At 36.6% G+C, this 16,700-nt stretch carries 14 protein-coding genes; 3 read left to right on the top strand and 11 right to left on the bottom strand.

Annotation, left to right across the window (positions count from 1 at the left end; translation table 11 throughout):
• Positions 1-138: 138 nt before the first annotated feature.
• Genes LEP1GSC203_RS09090 through LEP1GSC203_RS09055 form a run of 8 tightly spaced genes read right to left on the bottom strand, consistent with a single transcriptional unit; the run spans position 139 to position 7,153 of the window.
• Complete coding sequence (locus tag LEP1GSC203_RS09090; RefSeq protein ID WP_002973752.1) at positions 139-1,038, bottom strand: hypothetical protein; 900 nt, start codon at positions 1,036-1,038, stop codon at positions 139-141.
• A complete protein-coding gene (pseF, locus tag LEP1GSC203_RS09085) occupies positions 1,035-1,733 on the bottom strand; it encodes a pseudaminic acid cytidylyltransferase (protein WP_002973630.1) in 699 nt (232 codons plus the stop codon). Before pseF ends, LEP1GSC203_RS09090 begins: the two co-directional genes overlap by 4 nt.
• Positions 1,730-2,887: a UDP-4-amino-4,6-dideoxy-N-acetyl-beta-L-altrosamine transaminase gene (gene pseC, locus LEP1GSC203_RS09080; RefSeq protein ID WP_002974182.1), complete on the bottom strand. Its 1,158-nt coding sequence runs from the start codon at positions 2,885-2,887 to the stop codon at positions 1,730-1,732. Before pseC ends, pseF begins: the two co-directional genes overlap by 4 nt.
• A 9-nt stretch (positions 2,888-2,896) precedes the next feature.
• Entirely contained in the window at positions 2,897-3,889 is a 993-nt protein-coding gene (gene pseB / locus LEP1GSC203_RS09075; RefSeq protein ID WP_002973830.1) for a UDP-N-acetylglucosamine 4,6-dehydratase (inverting), read from the bottom strand.
• 17 nt (positions 3,890-3,906) lie between these two features.
• Entirely contained in the window at positions 3,907-4,863 is a 957-nt protein-coding gene (fcl, locus tag LEP1GSC203_RS09070) for a GDP-L-fucose synthase (protein WP_002973984.1), read from the bottom strand.
• A 50-nt stretch (positions 4,864-4,913) separates the two neighbouring features.
• Positions 4,914-5,933, bottom strand: coding sequence for a dTDP-glucose 4,6-dehydratase (gene rfbB, locus LEP1GSC203_RS09065; protein WP_002973576.1), 1,020 nt, complete (start codon positions 5,931-5,933; stop codon positions 4,914-4,916).
• Positions 5,934-6,818: a glucose-1-phosphate thymidylyltransferase RfbA gene (gene rfbA / locus LEP1GSC203_RS09060; protein ID WP_002974019.1), complete on the bottom strand. Its 885-nt coding sequence runs from the start codon at positions 6,816-6,818 to the stop codon at positions 5,934-5,936. It abuts the gene before it with no gap.
• Positions 6,815-7,153 (bottom strand): MarR family EPS-associated transcriptional regulator, encoded by a 339-nt coding sequence (locus tag LEP1GSC203_RS09055; protein WP_039937667.1) that lies wholly within the window; start codon positions 7,151-7,153, stop codon positions 6,815-6,817. Before LEP1GSC203_RS09055 ends, rfbA begins: the two co-directional genes overlap by 4 nt.
• Positions 7,154-7,353: 200 nt before the next feature.
• Here LEP1GSC203_RS09055 and LEP1GSC203_RS09050 point away from each other — a divergent pair, with 200 nt between their 5' ends.
• Positions 7,354-9,372 (top strand): acyltransferase family protein, encoded by a 2,019-nt coding sequence (locus LEP1GSC203_RS09050; protein ID WP_039937665.1) that lies wholly within the window; start codon positions 7,354-7,356, stop codon positions 9,370-9,372.
• Positions 9,373-9,422: 50 nt separating this feature from the next.
• Positions 9,423-10,544, top strand: coding sequence for a 1-acyl-sn-glycerol-3-phosphate acyltransferase (locus LEP1GSC203_RS09045; protein ID WP_002973722.1), 1,122 nt, complete (start codon positions 9,423-9,425; stop codon positions 10,542-10,544).
• A 197-nt stretch (positions 10,545-10,741) separates the two neighbouring features.
• Here the strand turns inward: LEP1GSC203_RS09045 and LEP1GSC203_RS09035 are convergent, their stop codons facing one another.
• A complete protein-coding gene (locus LEP1GSC203_RS09035; RefSeq protein ID WP_039937660.1) occupies positions 10,742-11,581 on the bottom strand; it encodes a TrmH family RNA methyltransferase in 840 nt (279 codons plus the stop codon).
• An 8-nt stretch (positions 11,582-11,589) separates the two neighbouring features.
• The gene (locus LEP1GSC203_RS09030) at positions 11,590-13,605 is read right to left on the bottom strand and encodes an oxidoreductase (protein ID WP_002974476.1); all 2,016 of its coding nucleotides are present in this window, start codon (positions 13,603-13,605) and stop codon (positions 11,590-11,592) included.
• 78 nt (positions 13,606-13,683) lie between these two features.
• Here LEP1GSC203_RS09030 and LEP1GSC203_RS09025 point away from each other — a divergent pair, with 78 nt between their 5' ends.
• The gene (locus LEP1GSC203_RS09025) at positions 13,684-14,100 is read left to right on the top strand and encodes a response regulator (RefSeq protein ID WP_002974239.1); all 417 of its coding nucleotides are present in this window, start codon (positions 13,684-13,686) and stop codon (positions 14,098-14,100) included.
• Here the strand turns inward: LEP1GSC203_RS09025 and LEP1GSC203_RS09020 are convergent.
• The gene (locus LEP1GSC203_RS09020; protein WP_408605600.1) at positions 14,097-16,676 is read right to left on the bottom strand and encodes a PAS domain S-box protein; all 2,580 of its coding nucleotides are present in this window, start codon (positions 16,674-16,676) and stop codon (positions 14,097-14,099) included. The two genes, LEP1GSC203_RS09025 and LEP1GSC203_RS09020, sit on opposite strands and share 4 nt — an antisense overlap.
• Positions 16,677-16,700 lie beyond the last annotated feature (24 nt).

The following is a 16,700-nucleotide window of genomic DNA, read 5'->3' as shown; positions in this document are numbered from 1 at the left end:
ACATAGCTATTTAAAGAAACCTATTCTCAACCGAACGATTTTCATATTTATTAATTGGCGAATCCAGGTGCGGTGCATCAAATACTTTAGTTTTTATCTTTGACTCCGAAGGCTCTTTTGATTTTATTCTGCCTGATTTTACATTTCTTTCAGTAAGTGAACCACTTCGATTGGATCCTTAATTTCTTTCACTCCTTGGCATTCAACAAAACCACGTATATTGCCTGATTGGTTTTCGGCTGTTTTAATCATTAGCATTGGAACACCACATCGGTCCAATTCATACGTTGTCTGCCCTCCGGCAGTAATTGCAAAATCCATTTTTAGCATCAGATCACGCATTTCTAATGCAGATAAGTTTTTATATAAAGACGTATTCGAATCTGATAGGGAAACTAATTCTTTCCCATTCAAAAAACCAGGCCCAATGACAAGGTGTTTTTCTAAATCAGGAAATTCCTTGCAAAGAAGATTCAAAAATACCTCTGAATAGAGATGAGGATCTGAACCTCCCAAAGTTATCAATACCTTACAAGGAGGATGATTTCGCTTAGGAGTCTCAAAACTTTCTCGAAAAGGAGTCCTCAATAGAACTTCATTTTTTCCAGTAATTACTTTGTATTTAGATTTATCATAATTGATAAACAAACCAGGAAAACCTGGATTTAGAATTGTCGATCCTAGAGGATACGAAATCCGATGATAATCGTCGATACAAACCAACTCCTGAGAATATTTATTTAACTCTTCATAAATTGAAACAGGAGCCAAATAAGAATCGATATAAACGACCAAATTTTTTTCGGATTTTTCTATTGAAAACTCAGTAAACAATTTTTCGAGAGTTTGGATGTCCTTCCAGTTTTCTTTGTAAACTGGAAACGAATATGACCAATCAGGAAAAGAATTATCTGTATCGATAACAATACTTACATCGTTACACCCTTTCTCTAAAAGTATCTCCGCAAGGGCAGTGCATCTCCCTAAATGACCGAGACCAGTTTCTTTTAGCGCTTCCGTGAATATAACATATTTCATTTAGAATAGAGGAGCTTATATTTTAATTCTGCGATTTTCCAATCAGATTCGTTGTCTATATCTTGCGCCTCTAAGTCTGAAATCTCTAAACCAATCGATCGCTCGGTCCACAATTTCCTTTTTATCATAAATGTATTGACGTTCAAAAAATAGAACTGACCTGCATCAAAAAAAGCTGGATGTAAATCTTGTGAACGAACTTGCCGATTTTCCGGTTGAATCATCTCAATAAAGCCATCTGCATTCTCAATCAATGCACGTTGAATTGGTGAAGAATAACGTATAATTGGAAATACAGAATCTGCATTTTTTGTTTCGAGTAATTCCAGCGCTTTTGCTAAAAGATCTTTTTTTAGTAGAGGTGAAGTTGGGTAAATACAGCACGCATACTCAAATTTCCTACCAAACTGCTTTTCATAAGTTTCTAATACTTCAAGAATAACATCTGCGGTAGTTGCAAAATCGTCAGAATTTTTAGAGCTTCTAAGGAACGGTACTTCTGCACCAAAATTTTCGGAGATTCTCTTTATTTCCAAATCATCGGTTGATACCATCACGTTTTGAAATAATTTTGAATCGAGTGCCGTGTTTATTGGATAAGATATAATTGGAATTCCACAAAAATCTTTAATATTTTTTCTGGGAATCCTTTTACTACCACCACGAGCAGTAATAATTGCAAGAATTGAATTCATACGCCTAATACAATCTCGATAATTCGGTTAATGTCTTGGTCTTCTAAAGTTGGAAACATAGGCAAACTCAATGTTCTATTATAGTAATTTTCTGAATTAGGAAAATCACCTTTTGAAAACCCTAAACTTCGATAATAAGGTTGTAAATGGATTGGAATGTAATGTACTTGCGGAAAAATTTCATTTTTAACCAAAGCATTATATATTTCAGTACGTTTATCTGATTGAATCACATATAAATGGTAGGCATGTCCTTCATTAAACTTTACGAGTGGTAAAATTTCTGAATTTTTAAAACCTTCATCGTATATTTTCGCAATTTCGTGCCTTCTCTTGATATTCTTATCTGCCCTGTCCAGTTGAGAAATTCCTAAGGTGGCTAAAATATCTGGCATACGATAATTATATCCAAGTGATTGCATTTCGTAATACCAAGGCCCCATTTCAACATCATCGTTCGAATTTAAAAATTTTGTTTTATCACGAGTGATTCCATGTGTTCTAAGCACTAACAACTTTTCATACAATTCTTTAGAATTAGTTGTTAACATCCCACCTTCGCCAGTAGCAATATGTTTCACTGGATGAAATGAAAATATTGATATATCGTTAAATTCACAACTTCCGCAGCGAGATTTTCTAGAGTCCGAAGTAGTAAAAAATCCACCGGGAGAATGGCAAGCATCTTCAATGATCCAGAGATTATGTTTTTTTGCTAATCCGTTTAAATTTTCCATATTAATTGGATTACCGGCAAAATTAACAGCGATGATTCCAGAATATTTTTCAGGTCCGTTTTGTTTAATTCTTTCTTCTAATAATTTTAGATCCATTAGACCTGAGTTAGAATCTATATCAGCAAAATCTATTTTTCCTCCCACATACAATACTGAATTAGAGGAAGCTACAAATGATATCGGCGAAGTTATTACTTTTTTACCAGGTTCTAATCCAAGTGCTATGACAGCTAAATGAAGGGCAGCTGTTCCATTTGTTACGGCAACCGCATATTTGCTTCCGACATACTTTGCGAATTTTTCTTCAAACTTTGCAATACTCGGACCTTGAGTAAGAAAATCAGATTTTAGAGTATTGATGACTGAATCAATATCATCTTGAGTTACCGAGTGCATTCCGTATGAAATCTTTTTCATAAGTATAACCTATTTTAAATTTTTTATCATCTGCTTAAGATCTTCGACAGACAACCACTCGGAGTTTTTCCCGCTATTGTATTGGAACCCTTCTTTGCAATATTTTCCTTTAAAATGATTTATGAATTCACTAATTTCCCACTTTGGTTTAAATGAAGGTAAAATTACAAAGTATTTTTTAAACTCTAAGGTGCTTAAAGCATCAGTTTCGGTAATCATTTCTTCGTGCAATTTTTCTCCCGGACGAATCCCAACTATCCTAGTTTCAATTCCAGGTGCCACTGCCTCAGCCACATCTAAAATTTTATAACTTGGGATCTTTGGAACAAATATCTCACCACCCCACATGTTTTCCATGGCATAAAATACTAAATCAACTCCTTCATCCAAAGTAATATTGAACCTAGTCATATTTGGGTGTGTGATTGGCAAAAATCCCTTCTCTTTATGTTTTTGAAAAAATGGAATCACCGAACCACGAGAGCCCATCACATTTCCATACCTTACAACAGAAAATTTAATATCATGATTTCCTTTGTATAAGTTTGCAGCAATAAACAGTTTATCACTGCATAATTTGGTAGCTCCATATAAATTGATTGGTGCAGCAGCCTTGTCAGTCGAAAGTGCAACCACATGTTTCACACCTTTTTCAATACATGCCTCTATCAAATTTTGAGCACCTAACACATTGGTTTTGATTGCCTCAAATGGATTGTATTCTGCTGCCGGAACTTGTTTTAACGCAGCGGCATGAATGACGGTATCAATTCCTTCCAAGGCATAAAGTAGTCTGGATTTATCTCTGACATCCCCGATAAAAAACCGAATTTGCGGGTATTCATCACTCGGGAACTCTAAAGACATTTCATATTGTTTAAGTTCATCACGCGAAAAAACAACGATACGTTTTACATCAGGATAAGTTTGGATTAATCTCGTAATAAACCTTTTCCCAAACGATCCTGTTCCACCAGTTACAAGTATAGATTTAACATTCATTTCTTAATTCCCCTTTTTTACCTTTCTACTCCACCATTCAATAGGAAATCATCATAAGCTAATTTGATTCCTTCTCTTAACTCAACCTCATGTTTCCAACCCATTTTGTGAAGTTTAGAAACATCCAATAATTTCCTTGGAGTACCATCAGGTTTTGTCAAATCAAAGGTAAGTTTACCTTTGTAACCAACAACATCCTTCAAAGTTTCTGCAAGTTCGCGGATACTCACTTCAATACCTGAACCCACATTCACATGTTCACCACCGCGAGGTTCTCGAAACTCATTATAATTTTTCATTAAAAAGACACAGGCACGAGCCATATCATCAGAAAATAAAAACTCTCGTAAGGGATTGCCAGTCCCCCAAATCACAACCTCAGGAAGGTCCTTTACTTTTGCCTCATGGAATCTTCGGAGGAGCGCCGGTAAGACGTGAGAGTTTTGAGGATGATAATTATCACCTGGTCCATAAAGATTAGTAGGCATTACAGAAAAAAACTCTGTGCCATATTGACGATTATAACTTTGACACATAACAATACCGGCTATTTTTGCAACGGCATAAGGCTCATTAGTCGGCTCTAGCTTACCATCTAACAGCTGTCCTTCGTCCATAGGTTGTTTTGCAAACTTTGGATAAATACAGGAAGAACCCAAAAAACATAATTTTTTACCTTGGAATCGGTATGTAGCGTCAATGATGTTGTTTTGTATTTGCAGGTTGGAAAAAATAAATTCTGCCGGATAAGTATCATTTGCATGAATCCCACCTACTTTTGCTGCGGCTAAAAACACATATTCGGGCCTTTCCGCTTCGAAAAAACTGTTCACTTCCGACTGGTTTGTTAAATCCAATTCCTTGCGAGTTTTGCCGATAACATTCATAAATCCTTGGTGATTCAAAACTCGAACTAGAGCTGAACCCACCAATCCTTTGTGTCCTGCAACATATATCTTAGAATCTTTATTCATAATTATATTCTACTTTTCCCGTATTTCGTTACTTTAGCATTCAATTCAGATTATTTATATTTGGAGATGTACCATTGAATGGTTTTCAAAATCCCTGTAGAAAATGTTTCCGAAGGAGTCCATCCCAACTCTTTTTTCATTTTAGTTGCATCAATTGCATATCGTTTGTCGTGACCAGGTCTATCCGATACGTAACTAATTAACTCAGAATAACTTTTTCCATTTTTTCGTGGATTCAGTTGGTCCAAATGATTACAAACAATTGCAACCACTTCGTTATTTGTTAATTCGTTATTCCCTCCAATATTGTAAGTTTCACCTACTTTACCGGAATGAAATACCTTATCGATTCCTTTTGCATGGTCTAAAACGAAAAGCCAATCCCGGACATTACTACCCGTTCCATAAATAGGAATATTTTTTTCTGATAACGCATTGCGAATGATAGTTGGAATTAATTTCTCATCATGTTGTTTGGGACCATAATTATTGGAACAATTGGTTATCATCACGGGCAATCCGTAAGTGTGAAAATAACTTCGTACTAAATGATCAGAGGAAGCTTTACTTGCGCTATACGGTGAATTTGGTTGGTAGGGAGACAACTCAGTAAAATAACCATCTTCCCCTAGTGAACCAAAAACTTCATCTGTAGAAATATGAATGAATTTTGCGTGTTTAAAGTTATCTTTAATTTGGAACGGAGAATCAAACCATTCTGTATAGGCTTTTTGTAATAATTGAAACGTTCCAATTATATTTGTTTCTAAAAAAATCTTCGGGTTGTGAATGGAGTTATCAACGTGACTTTCTGCTGCAAAGTGGATGACTGCATCAAAAGAATATTCAGAAAAAAGTAACTCTAAAATTTTGGGATCACAAATATCACCTTGGATGAATTTATGGCGGCTATTATCATTAATCTCGGATAAGTTGTTTAAATTTCCCGCATACGTTAACTTATCTAAACTTACAATGTTAACATCCTTATATGTTTCTAAAAAATAAGGAACAAAGTTAGAGCCAATAAATCCGGCAGAGCCAGTAACTAGAATTGTTTTCTTTGACATTTAGTTTTCTACCGAATTTACAATATCCAAAAGATAGGAACCATATTGGTTTTTCCGGTTTAATGCCGCATGTTTTTTTAGAATTTCCAAAGAGATAAAACCTTTTCGGTAGGCAATTTCCTCTAGACAGGCAATCTTCAAACCTTGCCTTTTTTCAATTACCTCAATAAAATTGGAAGCTTCCAAAAGACTATCATAAGTTCCCGTATCCAACCAAGCAAATCCACGACCCAACATTTTGCATTTAAGTCTAGATTCTGATAAGTAGTTTTGATTTAGTGATGTAATTTCAAGTTCACCTCTTTCTGAGGGGACCACATTTTTTGCATGTTTGACGACATCACCAGGATAAAAATATAAACCTACAACAGCGATATTACTTTTAGGCTGAATTGGTTTTTCAACCAAAGAAATTACATTCATATCTTTGTCTAATTCAGCAACACCATATCTTTCTGGATCCTTTACGTTATAACCATAGACAACGGCTTTTTTTGAATCCTTCACTTCATTGATTGTTTCCGATAATAATTGGATGAGTCCGTCGCCGTAAAAAATATTATCACCTAATACCAAACAAACATCTTCATCTCCAATAAACTCTTCCCCGAGTAAAAATGCCTGTGCTAACCCATCAGGAGATGGCTGAATCTTATATTGAATTTTGATTCCCAAATCACTTCCATCTCCAAATAAATCTTCAAATCGTTTTGTATCATTCGGAGTTGATATGATTAGAATTTCTTTAATGCCTGCTAACATAAGAACAGACAATGGATAATAAATCATTGGTTTGTCATATACAGGCAACAACTGCTTAACAACACCTCTTGTGAGTGGATACAATCTAGTTCCCGATCCGCCAGCGAGTATAATGCCTTTCAACCCAGTCCCTCCACAATATTACCTAACTTTTCAACTTCGGTACGCAGCGCTTCATACTCTCTTTTTTTAATTTCATAAAAATGCAACGTCATCCTTGCTTTTTCTTCGATTCCTCGCGGAGTCAAAAGGTATGTATAAGAAAGTTTATTTTTATTATTTCTAAAATTATTCATTTTAATGAGGCCTTTATCTAAAAAGGCTTTTAAAATATAGTTCACCTTTCCAAGACTCAAACCCAACACGTCAGATGCATCCCGTTGGGATAAATGCGGGTTTTCCTCAAGCAATTGCAAGAGCTTTAAATGGTGATCGTTGTATTGGAAATTTTCTTTCATGAAATGAAATGTTCCCGAAATGGGCTACCGAGTGGTTCTCCAGGCGTAGCTTCGCCCCCTGAGTCCCATTATTTTACAAAATGTGTTCAGCTTTTGAACGAGGTCAAGTAAAAATGTTCATTCAATGAACATGATTCTTAGTATTTAAACTAAAATCCACTCGACGCTAAAGTTCAAAAGAATAGTATCGACCATTACCGATGTACAGGAAGGAACTCGATGGATTAAGAGCCATCGCCATAATAGCCGTTATACTCAACCACATAAAACACGGGTTATGCCCCAGTGGATACTTAGGTGTGGATATGTTTTTCGTTTTATCAGGATTTGTGATCACAAAATCGCTTTTAGAAAAAGATAAAATGGGGATTTTTGATTTTTTAAAGAATTTTTGGGCTAGAAGAGCCAAACGGCTGTTTCCTGCCCTCTTCCTTACCACTTCCGTAATCATTTTAATTACATTTTTATTCTCTTCTAACGAATCCCACCACACGACTATGAGTATAGAAACTGGTCTCAGTTCTCTCGTTGGACTGGGAAATATATATTTAGCCAGTATGGCTACGGATTATTTTAGCACCACAGCTGAGTTGAACGCATTCACTCATACTTGGTCTTTAGGTGTGGAAGAACAGTTTTATCTTTTATTTCCTTTTTTGTTTTGGGCATTTATGAACAGGGCACAAAATAAAAAAATATTTATATCGATTCTATTTTTATTCACCGGTCTCTCTCTTTTATTCTTCCTTAAAAACTTCGAAAAAAATCCTATCAAAGCATTTTATTTTGTACACAGTCGGTTTTGGGAATTGAGCATAGGTTCGTTGGTATTTATTTTTTCCAATCAGGTGCAAAGAAACAATGGTTCCTTAAAGAAAATATTCTCCAATGTTTCCTTAATTCTTTTACCTATTTTATTATCTATAATTCTAATTTTTTTATTTGATTCAAAATATCCTTCTATTAAAGAAAAATATTATAATCTATTGATAGTCCTATTGACTGCATTTTTTCTACTTTTTTCTGAATCAAAAAGTTCGGTTATAAAACTGCTACAATGGAAACCAATTGCCTTTATTGGACTTTTATCTTATTCCTTGTATTTATGGCATTGGCCAGTGGTTACTTTTTTCCGATGGACATTTGGAATCAAATTGGAACTAATTCCACTGATTCTCCTCCTTTGTTTTTTCCTTTCTAGCCTTTCCTATAAATTGGTTGAATCACCGTTACGAAATTCAGAATGGAAATGGAAATCTATCAATCAAAATGGATCTTTTTCCCCTGCCACTCTTTCTATTTTTTTTGCAATTTGTTTTATCATATTCATTCGATTGATACTTTTTCCATTTTATTTGGATGGAATGTTTTATCTAGGCATACCTTCAAAAATGAAATTCAAAGGTGTTCATAATTTATTAGCACCAGTTTCTCACAATTCGGAAACTTGGAATCCAATCCACTGCGTCCTAACCGACAACAATGATATTGGGAAAAATATTTCTTCTGAAAAATGTTCATTCGGAATAGAATTCAAAAACAAAAGGAAATATTTAGTTTTAGGTAATTCCTTTAGTGCCGCTCAAGTTTATATGTTTCAAACCATCGCAGACAAAGGGGCAATGGTTACCATTACCTCCACTTGGGGTGGAGCACCTGCCCCAAACTTGTCCCACAATGGAAAATGGGATAAAATTAATGACTATTATTGGGAAAAAATCATTCCTCAACTTATGAATGAACTCAAGGCAAATGATGTAATCATAATGGTTTTTGATTTATATGATTATATCAATTCAAAGGAACGTCTCAGTTTGTTAAGTAATGAATTGAGTGGGTTTCTTACTCTTTGCAAACAAAAACAAATCAAAGTTATCTTTCAACATGCGATTCCCTTTATGAGAGAATCAAACTGCAACCCGGATTTAGCCCAAAAACAATGGTGGCATGAAATAAAAGAACCTCCTTGTCTGTATTTTTCCAAAACCGAAACTTTGAAAAGACGAGAACCTTTAAACGAAAAACTTGTAGACTTAAAGCAGAGACATTCTAATTTTTTTGTCATGGATTTAATGGATGTTTTCTGCCCAGACGAAGAATGTAGATTCATAGATAAAAACGGACAATATCTATATCGAGATGAGTTTTCCCATCCAAGTGTAGAAGCAAGTATCTTAGCAAGACCCAATTTATTAAAATCTCTAAATGATCTAAATTAAACGTTGTTTTCACGTTGACTGAATCCCTGGTAGCGAACATACCATTCGCAATGAAACCAAAAAAGCGCACAATTCCCTATGACTTACTCATTAAACTAGTAAGTGTAGCCAAAGGACTAGTTTTTCATTCCATCGAAGAAAATTTTTCAGACCAAAATGAACTAGCATCCCCTTATCCAACTGCACTACTTTGTAATCATGTTTCAGAAGCCGACGTAGTTTCACTTTCGATGGTATATCCTAGACTCAATCCAAAAATCAAAATGATCATTCCGGCAAGAGAAGACATTTTAAAACCTGGTTTCCTACAGAAAGAATTTCGTGCCAAAGGTATTATCAAATGGATATTTCAATTCATTGACGCAACAAAGATCATCCCAATTCTTTTGCGATATATAGGTGCAGTTCCTATCAAACGACCCTTTCGAGACAATGCTAGGGAACTTGTAAAATCTGGGGAGTTACGCGAGAAGGTGGATAGTGAATGGACAGAACTTGTCGCCAATATCAGAAGGGGCCGAAATTTGTTTATGTTTCCAGAAGGAACTTACAACCATGATGGTTTTTTAAACCAAATCAAACGAGGTGCCTTTTACATTAAATCAAAAATTGACAGTTTACATTTTAATAGTTTCACACTCACTTACGATCACCTCTCCTACCAAAAAACAAAACTATATATCAAATATGGTAAACCGTTTCAAATCGATTCTGAACTTACTGCAGAACAAGTTACCCGGCTTGTAGGCGAAAAACTAGGAAAAAATTACACTATAACATTAGGTAATTTAACCTCTTATGTATTACTAAAATTTGGGAAAGAAACAAAAATCAAAAAACAACAATTGGTAGAACTTCTATTAAAACTAAAAAAACAAATCGAATCGACCTTTCCGGAAATTACTGTAGCTTCGGAATTAAAGAAAGAAAGTTTTCATATTCAACTGGAATCCATCTTTGAAAAATTAAAAAAATTCAAACTTATTGATTGGGAAGAAGAAACGATCGAGACCAAAGAAATTCTCTACCATATTCCAAAATCCCTTCATAATTTAAAAAAATCTAATATTGTTATGTATCACAGAAACCAACTCACAGCTCATCTAACTCATTTAGAAGAAGTTTGGAATGGTATCTTTACAAACCAAGGAGTTTTCCATGAAACCAATTAAACCCATTAGGATCATCTTGTTCGTAAGTTTATTTTTTGTAGGATGCGGAACCATATCCCGTGGTTGTGCAAAATATTTCGGTTATGATGAGGTATGTGTGGATGGGGTTAAATATATTCAGTTCACATCAGGGGCTAGCGTAAAATACAACCCCGATGGAACGATCGCCACTTGCCGGTAATAAAACACTCTAAAATCTAAACTTTAATGTTTCTGCCTAGATTCTTTGTTACTTCCCAAAGTAGGATTGAACCGGCACAGGATACGTTTAGCGAATTTACAACACCAAACATAGGAATGTTGACAATCATATCACAAAGGGATTGCAGATGAACACTCATCCCTTTGGCTTCATTTCCTAAAATGATTAAAATGGGAGATAGTAAATTTTGGTTTTGTAAGGAATGTTTTCCTTCTGAATCACTACCAACTACTTGCAGCCCACATCTTTTTTTTTCTAAACTTAAAAACGTTTCTAGTTGCGATAATGATTCTACAAATATTATCGTTGTATGAAATACACTTCCAAGGCTTGCTCGGATGACCTTTGGATCATACACATCAATCGAGTGTCCTAAAACAAAAACTGCATCAACCTGAAAGGCATCTGCTGATCTCAATAAAGAGCCAAAATTTCCTAAATCACTTGGCCGATCAAAAAGAAGGTAAAAAGGCTTCGGTTTCTTCAGCGAATGCAAAGCTGTCAAAGAATGATTCTGAATTTTCGCTGTGACAATAAACTCAGAAGGATTTTCTTTTTCAGAAAGTTCCGAAAACAATTCTGGTGCCACTTCAAATTGTTTTGCCGAGGTGAATCGTTCTAAGACGGATTCCCCCCAATTTGAAAGTGTAACACCCTCACGAAAAAGAATACGTGTGATTTCCCACCGAGCCTCTATCAGTTGTTTGATGCCTTCTGTTCCTTCTACAAAAACTTCCTTTTCTTGGCTTCGTTTGGAACGGTTTGTCCTAAGAGCCAACAAAATCTGGAATTCGGCATTTTTTACACTGATTTTAAGAGGTCGATTCGATCTCATAACAATGACTAAATGGTAACAGCTAACCTCGTACCTTGATCAATTGCCCTTTTGGCATCAAGTTCAGACGCAAGGTCGGCCCCACCAATTAAATGAACAGGGATATTGGCCTTTTGCAAAGGTTCGAGAAGCGTACGGTTCGGATCTTGTCCCGCACAAACCACTATGGTATCACATGGAATTTTTTTTGTTTCGCCTTTTACTTCGATCACAATTCCATCGACTTCAATGGCTTTATACGACACTCCAGAAATTTGCGTTACTTTACGATCTTCGAGTGTGGTTTTATGAATCCAACCTGTTGTTTTTCCAAGGGTTGCACCAAATTTGCTATTCGAACGTTTTAACATCGTCACTTCCCGATCAGAACGCGGAGTGTCCTTGGTGCCGAGCCCTCCATCCTTTGCTATCTCTTGGTTGATTCCCCATTCTTTAAGATAGTTTTCTTTCGTGAAGGAATGACCTGCATCTGTCAGTAATAGACTTACGTCGTAACCGATTCCACCAGCACCCATAACAACCGCTCGTTTTCCAACAGGTTTCCCTTTTAACACGACATCTACATAACTTAAAACATTAGGACCATTGATTCCTGGAATTTCTGGAGTTCTAGGTGTAACACCGGTGGCAAGCACCACTTCGTCAAATCCTTGTTTGATGAGATCTTCAGCAGAAACAAATGTGTTTAACTTCAATTGGACACCATGTTTTTTAACCATTTCTCCAAAATAACGAATGGTTTCTTTAAATTCTTCTTTTCCTGGGATACGGCGAGCAATGTTTAACTGTCCTCCAAGTTCTACCCCAGCATCAAACAAGGTCACTGAATGTCCGCGTTCAGCAAGAGTTGTGGAACAAGACATCCCTCCGGGGCCTGCACCAACAACGGCTACTTTTTTCGGTTTTGATGTTTTTTCTATGATTAAATCGGTTTCATGGCAAGCCCTTGGATTCACCAAACAACTGCATATCTTTCCTTGAAAGATATGGTCGAGGCATGCTTGGTTACAAGCAATACAAGTATTGATTTCTTCTGCTTTTCCTGCGGCCGCTTTATTCACAAAAAATGCATCCGCAAGGAAGGGCCTTGCCATAGAAACCAAATCTGCATCGCCGCGGGCAAGAACTGATTCCGCAATTTCTGGGGTATTGATTCGGTTGGAAGTCACAAGTGGAATGTTTACATGGCCTTTTACTTTGGCAGTGACCCAAGTAAAGGCAGCCCTTGGAACCATCATCGCAATGGTAGGAATCCGAGCTTCGTGCCAACCGATACCCGTATTGATAATGGTCGCCCCTGCTTTTTCAATTTCTTTAGCCAAAATTAATACTTCGTCAATATTACCGCCATCTTCTACTAGATCCAACATAGACAAACGATAGATAATGATAAAATCTGTTCCCACCCGTTTACGAACGGCTTTAATGATTTCTATAGGAAACTTAATCCGGTTCTCAAAACTTCCTCCCCAATCATCGGTTCTGTGATTGGTTCGTTTGGCAATGAACTGGTTAATCAAATAACCTTCACTGCCCATAATTTCCACCCCGTCATAACCAGCTAACTTTGCTAATTCGGAACATCGCGCAAAATCTTCTATTGTTTTAAGAATTTCTTCCTCTGTCAGTGGGTGTGGTTTGAACATATTGATCGGTGCCCGTAAATTTGATGCCCCTACAATTTTATCGTGGTATCCATACCTTCCCGTGTGGAGGATTTGCATGGCAATTTTACCACCTTCTTTGTGGACTGCATCCGTTACCACTCGGTGGTGTTTGGCTTCTTCTTCGGTATCCATCACACCCCCACCTCGAGACACACGTCCTGCCTCATTCGGTGCAATCCCACCTGTCACAATGAGTGCCACTCCTCCCCTGGCCCTTTCTCCGTAAAAAGCAGCCATTCGTTCATATCCATTTGGGGCTTCCTCTAAGCCGGTGTGCATGGAGCCCATAATGGTTCTATTTTTTAGTGTAGTGAATCCGAGCGATAAAGGAGCCAAAAGATTTGGATAAGATGTCATATGCTACAAGAATAGAAAATAGAAGATTTTGGCAAGATTTACTTGCAATTCAATGAAGAACGGGTATAACAATCCCCTGTGGAAATTGTGACAGAGAATCAAAAAACAAAAAATTCTATTCTTTTTGTAGATGATGAATCCATTATATTAATGAGTATGAAGTCGCAAGTAAAACAACATTTTGGTGAACAATACAAATACCTAACTGCAGACAATGCAAAGGAAGCTTGGGATCTCTTACAAGAATTAGAAGAAGAAGGGAACTCTGTATCTATTATCATTTCCGATTGGTCCATGCCCGGAATGAACGGTGATGAATTTTTAAGAAAAGTCCATAAGTCTTATCCAAAAATTGAAAAGGTAATCATCACAGGGTTTGCAGACCAAAAGTCTGTCGAAGATTTAAATTCGGAAATTGGACCGATCTCTTGTTTGAAAAAACCTTGGGACGAAGAGGAATTGATATCAACCATCTCTCATGCCATGCATGATTAACTCTGTTTCGGAAGGTAGATGTAAAAAATAGTTTCCCCAGGAACAGAAGTCAGTTCAATTCTGCCCCCATGTCGTTTGACAATTTTATTCACAATGTCAAGACCAAGCCCACTTCCTTCGCCAGGAGCTTTTGTTGTAAAAAACGGTTCAAAAATTTTTGACTGTATCTCTTTCGGAATTCCTGGACCGGAATCTTTTAGCGATACCAGGATGTCCTCGCCCTTGTCTTTTACTGCAATTTCCAAATCACCAACAAAGGACATGGCTTGTAAAGAATTATATATCAAATTTGTCCATACATGCAAAAGATCATCCGGATAACATTCGATAGGTGCCACGTCATCATAATCTTTGACTAAGTTAATTCCACGTTTTAATTGGTTTTGGTAAATGGTAAGAACTGTTTCGATTGTTTCTTGGATGGATGCTTTATTTTTTTTGCCAGTAGCATCAAATCTCGAAAAGTTCTTCAGTGCATACATAATTTTAGAAATTCGATCCACAGCCAGTTGGATGGATCTTGTGTTCCTTCTAAATTGAATCTCTAAAGCCAAGTAGTCTAAAAACACTTTTATATAATGCGATTGAAATAACGGTAAATAATTGAAATCTATTTCCCCAATTCCAAGTTCCACCCAAGCCTCGGCAAATTCTTCTGCATGGCCAACGTCAAAACCATGGGATAAAAACACTTCTTTATTTCGTTTTTTACGTAGTCTTTCTTCTTTGCCTGTGTAAAACTCAATCGGTTGGTCCAAGTTAGCAAGAATGGTTTTTACTATCTTCTGTTCAGAGACAGGGACAGTAAGAATTGCTTCTCGAAAAAGTTGTGAGGCAAGACCATAACGTTTTTGCCAATCCAACATATTTTGGTTGGAGGCTTTTACAGCTCCAATTGGATTATTAATTTCATGAGCGATTCCAGCAATTAACTGACCTAAGGCGGCAAGTTTTTCTGATTGAATTAATTGTTCTTGGGTTCGTTTTAAATTTTCGAAAGCAACTTCCAATTCCAATTTTTGTTTTTCGATTACTTTGTTTTTATCGCGAATCTCGGAATTGATAAGACGTAACTCTTCTACTTCTTTCAAAGGAGTTAAATCAAAAATGCTATAACCAATGGAATTGGTATCTTTATACAAAAACCTTTTCACTGAAACAAGGGCAGGAAACAAATCTCCATTTTTCTTTTTACAAACTATCTCTAAAGAGTCATTTGCATTTGCCCGAATCGACTTACGGATTTTACGAAGGGTTTCTGCTGTCAGTAGTTTACGAATTTTTAATCTGGGAATATCGGCTAATTCGTATCCAAATAACTTTTGAAAGGCAAAATTGGAATCCTTAACCGTAAGTCCGTTTTCATCAAAAATAAGAAATGCTTCTGTGGAAAACTGATAAAAAGCCTCAAAACGTTCATCCGATTTACGAAGTGCTTCTTCACTTAACTTAATTTCAGTGATGTCCAAAACGGTTCCCATTAGAACCAATGGTTTTCCATCTTTCGTGCGGGTGAGTTTACCCCGAGCTTCAATCCAATGCAATTTTCCATCCGAGTGATTGATGCGGTTTTGAATCCGGTATTCGGAACGATTGAGATCATTCATAAGGAGATTGGTTTCATTGGATAATAATGCCCAGTCTTCGCGATAAGTTAATTCAGTGAATTTTTCTTCCGTGACATCAAAGTTTTCACCGGGATAACCATATATACTATAGGTTTGTGGAGACCAAAAGATAGTCCTTGATTCAATGTCCCAACTCCAAATTCCCATCTTGGCTGCATCTAGTGCCATCACAAGTCGTGATTCCGATTCCCGAAGGGCAAGGCTTGCCTCCATTTGTTTGGTTCTGTTGATCATAGCACCAAACATCCGATAGGCTTCTCCTTGATCGTTGTATAAAAAAATTCCATTATCTTCTATATAGATATATGCACCGGATTTCGTTTTGTAACGGTATTCTGCGTTAAACTTTTGATGATTTAAATGTGCATCTTCAAATGACTGTAAGGTGACAACTCTATCGTCTGGGTGAATTGCATTGGACCATTCCTCATAACCGAATTTTTGGTATTCGTTTGGTGTGTATCCGGTGATCTCCTGAATGGCACCTCCCCAATAATTTTCTCCAGTTCGAATGTCCAAATCATAAACCATACTTAACGATAGTTCTGTGATAGTTCTGTATTTGATTTCGTTGTATTCTAATGCTTTTTGTTTGATCACATTTTCTGTGATGTCTGTGATGAGAAAAACAAGGTAAGACAATTCACCGAGTTGGCCAAATACGGGTGAGCCATTGATAGATAAATATTTTTTATTTCCTGAGGAATCTTCTATGGCGTGACGAATGTCGGTGACGGGTTTTTTTGTTTTTAAAACAATATTAAAGGGTTGGTCTTCTTCTCTCCAAGGCCCACCATCAAGAGATGTATTTTTCCATTCAGGGGCATCATAGGTTCGAGAAAGAATATCATTGAGTTTGATCCCAAGGACAGACTCTGAAGCTGGATTGGCATAAAGAATTTGACCTAAGGGATTCAGGACCATCATCGCAGTGGAGCTGACATTCATTATGGTTGTCAGAAGTTCTGCTTC

It is taken from the genome of Leptospira terpstrae serovar Hualin str. LT 11-33 = ATCC 700639 (assembly GCF_000332495.1).
Taxonomy (GTDB): domain Bacteria; phylum Spirochaetota; class Leptospiria; order Leptospirales; family Leptospiraceae; genus Leptospira_A; species Leptospira_A terpstrae.
This window is presented reverse-complemented; position numbering and strand designations above follow the sequence as displayed.